Here is a 6,804-nt window from a genome sequence, read left to right on the forward strand (position 1 = left end):
GATAGAAAAAATTGAGTTTGGCTATGACGATGAAATGTATATTCTTGGGGATGTAATCGATAGAGGTCCCCAATCGCTTGAGTGTGTAAAATGGATAATGGAACAAGATAATATCCTGACATTGATTGGAAACCATGAACTGCTTTTTCTGGACAACTATCTTCATGATACTACTGGTCTTTATAACACAATTACAGAAGCAAGAGAAACATTGTCAGAAGATGAGATGAAAAGGATCGTAAACTGGATAATGGATATCACAGAATGTAAAATCGTGAAATTAAACTGTAATGTGTTTTATCTCAATCATACGCAGGTAGCTAGCCAGGAATATTTCGAAACAGAGTTGACTGACAGAATGTTTCCATCTTATGATCGGTATTTGAAATATGATGATATGAAGATAAAGGATTATATCTGTATTTACGGACATATTCCAACCATGCAAATGCGGGCATGGCACAAACAGGAACTTAGCAATAAAATCTGGAAGAATAAAGATGGTTCTGTGATCGATATTGATTGTGGGGCGGGGTTTCCGGATAAAGGCGGATGTTTGGGCTGTTTGCGCTTGAATGATTTGAAAGAATTTTATGTGGAGATTTAATATCATTATTGTGTATACAAAAAGTCGTGGCATGGTTACATGTCATGGCTTTTTTAATGTAATTTCTGCAAAAAAATCCCTCGAACGCAAAAGTTTTTGTTCGTTTTATACAAAGAGGTGGTATAATAGAAACTGTATGAGTCTATGCATTTCTACGAAAGAAAATGAGGTGTAAAAATGGCTGTTTGTTATAAAAAATTGTTTAAATTATTGATTGATAGAGATATGAAAAAGAAAGATCTCAGTGCATTAACAGGGATCAGCAATAACACAATTGCGAAGCTTGCAAATAATGAAAACGTGACTATGGAAGTAATCGACCGCATTTGTTCTAATTTAGGCTGTACAGTGGATGATATCGTGGAAATCATACCTGACTGTCCTGAAAAGGGGACAAGTTGTACAGTAGAATAAGAATGGGGTAATGCATTATGGCGAAAGATGTATATAGTGCAGGTTTGATGTCACAGTCATTTTGGTTCCATGAATTCAAAAAAGCGGTCAAGCTGATGAAAGATGGACTAAGCTTTGATGAAATCAAGAAAAAATGTGTGGAAGAAAACCTGTTTGGTGCAGCAAAAGAATATAGAGCATTACGAATGGCAGGGTACATTGTGAATCGTTTAAAAGTAATGGACGATACAATGGTTGATTTATTCCTTACCTCTGACCTGGCAACGCAGAAGTTGATCAATCTGATTACAATCCTGAAGCAGGATTTGTTGTTCTTCGAATTTATCTATGAAGTATATAGAGAAAAAGTAATCTTGGGCTCGGAAACGCTGGATGATATGGATGTGAAATCCTTTTTCACCAAGAAAGAGAGCCAGAGCGAATTGATTCTAGGATGGAAAGAAAGTACAAAAAATCATCTTCGTTCCAGTTATACAGGTTTTATGGCAGATGCCAATCTTTTGAGTGTAGTAGACAGGGAAAAAAGAATTACTCCTCCTGTATTAGATATTGCATTGGAAAGATATTTGATTGCAACAGGGGATGATACGATGGTTAGAGCGTTGACGGGGGTGAACTAAGATGAAAGCTATATTGGAAGATAGATTGAATAAAGCGGAATCTTTAATGAGTAAACCAGCTTTCCGTCAGAATAAAGGCCTTGGAAATGAGGTTGGATACTATGTATTTGACTACCCTGCGCAGTATGAACTTTATGTTCGTGAACGGATCGAATATATCCGGAAGAAAAATGAAGATTCCATGGATGATTATCAAGTTGTTGTATTCGACCTCTATGACATCATCATTGATATCCTGAAAACAAAGGGGTATCTGGAAAAATGCTATGAATTTGAAAAGAAAAAGGGCTTTGAACGTATTACAAAGTCGGTTGGCAATATGCTTCGAATCACATCTGCAGATAGTTTGATCGTAAAGCATATCAAAGAAAATACACCTGAAAAAGCGATTGTGTTTTTAGTGGGTATCGGGAAATGCTATCCCATTTTGAGATCCCACACAGTACTCAATAACCTGCATCAGGTGATTGATCAAGTGCCTGTCGTAATGTTTTATCCCGGGAAGTACGATGGACAGACACTAATGCTCTTTTCTGAAATTAAGGACGATAACTATTACAGAGCATTCAAACTTGTTGAATAAGGGGTGTAACTATGGAAATTAAAAAGATGTTTGCAAAACCCATTGACCGTGACCTGAAGGGCGTTATCAAGGTTGGTCAGGATGACGATGCGAATATTCGTCAGGAGTTAGAAGAATATGTAGTCACAAGAGAATTGCAGAAGCATTTCCGCGATTTCTTTGACAGTTATAAACGTGGCATCAATGGTAATACAGATGCTATGGGTGTGTGGATTTCCGGCTTCTTTGGAAGCGGTAAATCCCACTTTCTGAAAATCCTCTCCTATCTTTTGGAAAATAAAGTGGTAGACGGTAAGACTGCTCTGGAATATTTCGAAGAAGATGAAAAAATCAAAGATAGAATGGTACTGGCAGATATGCGTTTGGCGGCTTCTGTTAGCACAGATGTTGTTCTGTTTAATATCGACTCTAAGGGGGAACAGAACGGCAAGCAGGATAAGGATGCTATTGTATCCGTATTCCTGAAAGTATTCAATGAAATGCAGGGGTTCTGTGGTGCGATTCCTTTCCTGGCCGATCTGGAACGTAATCTGTCTGAAAACGATAGATTTGAAGAATTTAAAGAAAAATTTGAAGAATCCTTTGGCTCCGAATGGGTAGAAGCTAGAAACGACTTTGACTTTATTCAGGACGATGTAGTGGATGTATTGGTAGATATGGACTTTATGAGCGAAGATGCAGCTCGTAACTGGTGTGAAAAAGCGACAGGTGAATATAACATCAGCATCGAACGCTTCGCAGATATGGTTCGTAAATACATCGAACGCAAAGGCAATAACCATCATGTTGTATTCCTGGTAGACGAAATCGGCCAGTATATTGGTGATGATTCCAAACTGATGCTGAACCTGCAGACAGTAACAGAAGATCTTGGTACTGCATGCAAAGGTAAGGCGTGGATCATCGTTACCAGCCAGCAGGATATTGATTCCATTACAAAAACAAAGGGCAATGACTTCTCTAAGATTCAGGGCCGATTTGATACAAGACTTTCTTTGTCTGCAGCCAATGTTGACCAGGTTATCAAAGAAAGAATCTTGAAGAAAAATGATACAGCAAAAGAAACACTGACAATGTACTATGATACCAAAGAAACGATCATTAAGAACCTGATCCTGTTTAACGATGGTATCGAAAAGAAACTGTACTCCGATAAGAATAACTTCTCTGAAGTATATCCTTTTATCCCTTACCAGTTTAATCTGCTGGGGAGTGTGCTGACTTCTATTCGTACCCATGGTGCTTCCGGTAAACACCTGTCTGAAGGCGAACGTTCTATGCTGGCATTGTTCAAAGAATCCGCAATGCGTGTTAAGAATGATGAAACAGGTGCGGTTGTTCCTTTCCATATGTTCTATGATGCGCTGGAACAGTTCCTGGATCACTCTCATAAAGGCGTAATTATCAAAGCTCTGGATAATGAATATCTGAATCCAGATCGTGCAGATGAGTGCTTTGATATCAATGTGCTGAAAACACTGTTTATGATCAAGTATGTAAAGGAAATCAAAGCAAATGTTGAAAACATTACAAGCTTGATGGTTTCTCATGTTGATGATGACCGTATGGCTCTAGCGGAAAAGGTTCAGGATGCCCTGAAACGACTGGCTAGACAGACATTGATCCAGAAGAACGGGGAGATTTATGTTTTCCTTACTGATGAAGAACAGGAAATCAATAGAGCAATTGTTTCTCAGCAGGTTGAGTCCACAGAAGTAACTGCAAAAGTATCTGAACTGATTTTTGATGGTCTGTTTGACGAAAAAAAATATCGTTATCCTGCACATAACGGTAGATATGCCTTTGCATTTAATCAGATCGTAGATGATAAACCTTATAAAGCGAATCAGAACCATGAAATCACTCTGAAGATCCTGACGCCTGATAGTGATGAAGTTGGCGATGAAACAACTATGAGAATGCTTTCTGCTCAGCAGAGCAAAAGTGTTCTTGTTGTGCTGCCTGAAGATAGAACTTTCCTGGATGAAATTCGTTCCTCTTTGCAGATTGAAAAATTTATCCGTCTGGATTCTATGAATACAGTAACAAAATATGAACAGATCAAAGAGGCGAAGAAAGTAGAACTGCGTGAAAGAAATAGCGCAGCGAAACTGTTCTTGGAAGAATCTTTGAAAGCGGCAATGATTTATACAAATGGCGATAAAGTACAGGGCAGCGGCAAAGAAGTGTCTACCCGTATCAATGATGCTTTGGGTAAATTGGTAGCAGCTGTTTATCATAAATTGTCCTATATCGATGCGCCTATGGGCGAGGGGGACATCAAAAAACTGTTCCAGGACAATAAACAGATCTCTATTGCTGATGCAGCACACACATCCAATAGTCTTGCGCTGAACGATGTCAAAGACTATATCGCGCTGAATACACAGAAGCATATGAAGACTTCTATGAAAACATTACTGGATCGTTTTATGAAGCCTCCCTATGGTTTTGTAGAGGCCGATGTGCATTGGCTGGTAGCAAAACTGTTCAAAGACAGTGAAATCGCGTTCTATATGAATAGTGAACCTGTTTCCTTACTGACAAAATCCGTTGATGACATCATCAGATTTATTACTCGTAAAGAAAATAATGAAAAACTGATGACTGAAAAACGTGTTCATGCCAGTGAAAAACAGAAAAAAGCTGTACGCGAAGTAATGAAAGAACTGTTTGGAGCTACTTCTATTAGTGAAGATGATGATGCTCTGATGAGCAGCTTTGTGGGTCGTGCAAAAGACTTTAAATCCGATCTGGAAAAACTGGAGATCCATTATAAAAATCAGCCTAAATACCCCGGTAAAGACCTTGTATCCGATGGTAAAAAGCTGATGAATGATGTGATCCAACTTAATAGCACAACAGAATTCTTTAATACGATTGATAAAAATAGGGATGATTACCTTGATTTTGCAGAAGATTTTGAGCCGGTGAAAAACTTCTTTACTGGAGAACAGATCAATATCTTTAACAAAGCAATCCGCCTGATTGATATTTTTGAAGATAGCCGTTCTTATATCGTTGATGAAAAGATCGAAGATACAGTTCGTCAAATCAAGAGTATCCTGAAGATGGCAAAACCTTATAAAGAAATCTTTAAACTGCCTAATCTGCTGGATACATATGCGGATCTTTACAATGATCTGTTGGAAAAAACATGTGCACCTGTTCTGGAAGTGATCCAGGAACAGAAAAAACGTGTTATGGATGAGTTGGTAGGAAAGCAGTGTGAAGGGAAACTGAAAGATAAATATATTGAAGTATTCCAGAACCTCACCAATAAAGCGGAATCTTGTAATAATTTGGCTACATTACAGAACTATAAATACGAAGCGGATGCACTTAAGGTTCGTTTCCTGAAAGAAATTGCAGATACAGAAGCGAAAATGGTTGTGGTTGATACAGTAGTATTAACACCTCCGGATTTAAAAGAACCTAAAAAAGATAGCGGAAAAACAGAAGATACTTCTAAGGTTGAAGTGAAACCTCAGCCGAAAGTAAAGAAAAATAAGGTAGTATCCATTAAATCTGTAAATACACAGACAAGCTGGCAGGTAGAAACAGCCGACGATGTGAAAAAATATATTGCCGAATTGGAAAAGAAATTACTGGCACAGTTGGAAGAAGATACTGTTCTACACATTGAATTCTAAGGTAAGTAGGTGAAAATCTATGAATAAAACCGCAATTAAAAACTTTGCTGTATGGGCAAGAAGAAAACTGATCGATGATATTACATATAAAGCGGGACTGATTGGTGTCAGCGAAAAAGGTATCGCTGAACCATTGCCTCAGTCTACCCGTGACCTGCAGTTTTTTGACATTGGTACAAAGGATTATGCTCAGGTGGCAGGCAAAGACATCGACCAGAGAAATGCTCTGGTGAAAACGATCCGTGAAAAAGAGCAGGGGAGTGATTATGCTACAGCTTTCAAAGCAATCATTGAAGAAATCGCCTACACATGGTTCAACCGTCTGATTGCTATTCGTTTTATGGAAGTGAATGACTATCTGCCCTCCAGAATCCGTGTGCTTTCTTCTGAAAATTCAGCGAAAAACGAACCTGACTTTGTAACAACTCCATTCGATACAGATATGGAATTTACAGATGCGGAAACAGAAAGAATCATGCAGCTGAAGGATGAAAATAAGCTGGATGAATTGTTCCGTATGCTGTTTATCAAGCAGTGTAATAAGTTGCATGAAATCCTGCCTCAGTTGTTCGAAAAAACAAATGACTATACGGAACTGTTGCTGACTATTTCTTTTACAGATCAGGAAGGCGTCGTATGGCATCTGGTACATGATATTGAAGAGGAAAGCTTTGATATCGAAAAGGAAGGTCAGGTAGAGATTATTGGCTGGATGTATCAGTATTACATCTCTGAAAAGCATGATGAAATCATCAATATTTATAAAGGTACTGTAAAGAAAGCAGACATCCCTGCGGCAACACAGTTGTTTACTACGGATTGGGTAGTTCGATATATGGTAGATAACTCTTTGGGGAGATATTGGATTGAAAGAAATCCAGAAAGTAATTTGCATGAAAAATTGGATTTCTTTGTAAAACCTAAAAA

Annotated in this window: 5 protein-coding genes and 1 pseudogene; all 6 read left to right on the forward strand. The window is 38.3% G+C overall.

The window, feature by feature from the left end:
* A partial coding sequence (locus IJ369_RS08215; RefSeq protein ID WP_290718003.1) for a metallophosphoesterase occupies nucleotides 1-607 on the forward strand: 607 nt, incomplete at its 5' end.
* Between the two features lie 177 nt (nucleotides 608-784).
* The gene (locus IJ369_RS08220) at nucleotides 785-1,021 is read left to right on the forward strand and encodes a helix-turn-helix domain-containing protein (protein ID WP_290718005.1); all 237 of its coding nucleotides are present in this window, start codon (nucleotides 785-787) and stop codon (nucleotides 1,019-1,021) included.
* Between the two features lie 17 nt (nucleotides 1,022-1,038).
* The gene (locus tag IJ369_RS08225) at nucleotides 1,039-1,641 is read left to right on the forward strand and encodes a DUF1819 family protein (protein WP_290718007.1); all 603 of its coding nucleotides are present in this window, start codon (nucleotides 1,039-1,041) and stop codon (nucleotides 1,639-1,641) included.
* Between the two features lie 46 nt (nucleotides 1,642-1,687).
* Nucleotides 1,688-2,224, forward strand: a complete 537-nt coding sequence (locus tag IJ369_RS08230; RefSeq protein WP_290718009.1) for a DUF1788 domain-containing protein — start codon at nucleotides 1,688-1,690, stop codon at nucleotides 2,222-2,224.
* Nucleotides 2,225-2,235: 11 nt separating this feature from the next.
* The gene (gene brxC / locus IJ369_RS08235) at nucleotides 2,236-5,877 is read left to right on the forward strand and encodes a BREX system P-loop protein BrxC (protein ID WP_290718011.1); all 3,642 of its coding nucleotides are present in this window, start codon (nucleotides 2,236-2,238) and stop codon (nucleotides 5,875-5,877) included.
* A 19-nt stretch (nucleotides 5,878-5,896) separates the two neighbouring features.
* Nucleotides 5,897-6,804: pseudogene (locus IJ369_RS08240) on the forward strand (BREX-1 system adenine-specific DNA-methyltransferase PglX); the annotation flags it as partial.

Source organism: Anaerotignum sp. (genome assembly GCF_017483025.1).
Lineage (GTDB): Bacteria > Bacillota > Clostridia > Lachnospirales > Anaerotignaceae > Anaerotignum_A.

Coding starts and splice junctions, on each gene's coding strand:
- IJ369_RS08220 (WP_290718005.1), top strand. CDS start 785: ATGGCTGTTTGTTATAAAAAATTGTTTAAATTATTGATTGATAGAGAT.
- IJ369_RS08225 (WP_290718007.1), top strand. CDS start 1,039: ATGGCGAAAGATGTATATAGTGCAGGTTTGATGTCACAGTCATTTTGG.
- IJ369_RS08230 (WP_290718009.1), top strand. CDS start 1,688: ATGAGTAAACCAGCTTTCCGTCAGAATAAAGGCCTTGGAAATGAGGTT.
- brxC (WP_290718011.1), top strand. CDS start 2,236: ATGGAAATTAAAAAGATGTTTGCAAAACCCATTGACCGTGACCTGAAG.